The 1488-nt window shown below is 66.1% G+C and carries 1 protein-coding gene; it reads right to left on the bottom strand.

What is annotated here, in order from left to right:
- Nucleotides 1-33: 33 nt before the first annotated feature.
- Nucleotides 34-1353: an IS256 family transposase gene (locus ACJH6I_RS31735; protein ID WP_016894482.1), complete on the bottom strand. Its 1320-nt coding sequence runs from the start codon at nt 1351-1353 to the stop codon at nt 34-36.
- Nucleotides 1354-1488: the final 135 nt, after the last annotated feature.

The raw sequence follows: 1488 nt of genomic DNA, 5'->3' as shown, positions 1-1488 counted from the left end.
GAGTAATTGTCAATACCTGTGGATTGGTGTTTTTCAGGCGACCTCCGTTCCGGTCGGGGTGGCCGGGTTGTCGGCCGGTTCGGGTGGGGTGATGTCGACGGGTCGTTCGAGCAGTTTGCCTTTGTGGAACACCGCTCCGGCCCGGACCAGGGCGACCAGGTGCGGGGCGTTCACCGCCCGCCAGCGGGCTTGTGCGGCGTCAATGAGCTTGTAGGCCATGGCGATACCCGCCGCGCGGGAACCCGGCCCCTTGGTGACCTTGGTGCGCAACCGGACCGTGGCGAAGGTCGACTCGATCGGATTGGTGGTGCGCAGATGTACCCAGTGCTCGGCGGGATAGTGGTAGAACTCCAGCAGCACATCGAGGTCGTCAACGATCTTGGCCACGGCCTTGGGGAACTTGGCGCCGTAGTCCAGTTCGAAGGCTTTGACCGCGACCTGCGCGTGGTCGATGTCCTCGGCGCCCGCGATTTCCCGCATCGCCGCGATCGCCCCCGGATGCGCCGACTTCGGTAGTGCGGCAAGGACATTGGCCTGCTTGTGAAACCAGCACCGCTGCTCACGGGTATCGGGGAACACCTCACGGACCGCTTTCCAGAACCCCAGAGCACCGTCCCCGACCGCGAGCACCGGGGCGCGCATGCCACGGCGCCGGCAGTCCCGCAGCAGATCCGCCCACGAGTCCGCTGATTCGCGGTACCCGTCGGTCAGCGCGACCAGTTCCTTGCGGCCGTCGGCGCGCACCCCCAGCATCACCAGCAGGCACAGTTTGTCCTGCTCCAGGCGGACCTTGAGATGGATGCCGTCCACCCACAGGTACACATAATCGGTGCCCGACAGGTCCCGGCGGCCGAACGCGGCGGCCTCGTCCTGCCACTGCGCGGTCAGTCGGGTGATCGCCGGAGCCGAGAGCCCCGCCCCCGAGCCGAGGAACTGCTCCAACGCCGGACCGAAGTCGCTGCTGGACAGGCCATGCAGGTACAGCAACGGCAGCACCTCGGCCATCTGCGGGGACTTACGCGCCCACGCCGGCAGTATCTTCGACGAGAATCGTTGCCGCTCACCGGTTTCCGGATCGACCCGTTTGTCGTTGACCCGCGGCGCCTTCACCTCGATCGCCCCAGCGCCGGTGAGCACCTCCCGGACGTTGTGGTGGCCGTTGCGGACCACCAGCCGGTGCCCATTCTCGTCGACCTGATCGACGAACTGGTCGACATAGGCGGCGACCTCGGCCTGCAAAGCGGCGGCCAGCATCTGCCGGGCACCGTCGCGGACAATCTCATCCAACAACGACCGACCGGCACCGCTGCGGGTGTCGTTGGCCTGCGCGACATCGTGAACTACGGTGAGCACGGGCGTGCCTTCCCAACCAGCGCGCCAACGCCGGTCTTGATCAGAAACGAACTGGACTTGTGATCATCCCCGGGAAGGCGCGCCCACATTCACGCCGCCCTACCAAGGCTCATCCACAGGTTCTGATCATTGCTC

Source organism: Mycobacterium sp. SMC-13, assembly GCF_045311035.1.
GTDB lineage: Bacteria > Actinomycetota > Actinomycetes > Mycobacteriales > Mycobacteriaceae > Mycobacterium.
The sequence above is the reverse complement of the archived record's forward strand: the minus strand, read 5'-3'. Positions and strand labels throughout refer to the sequence as shown.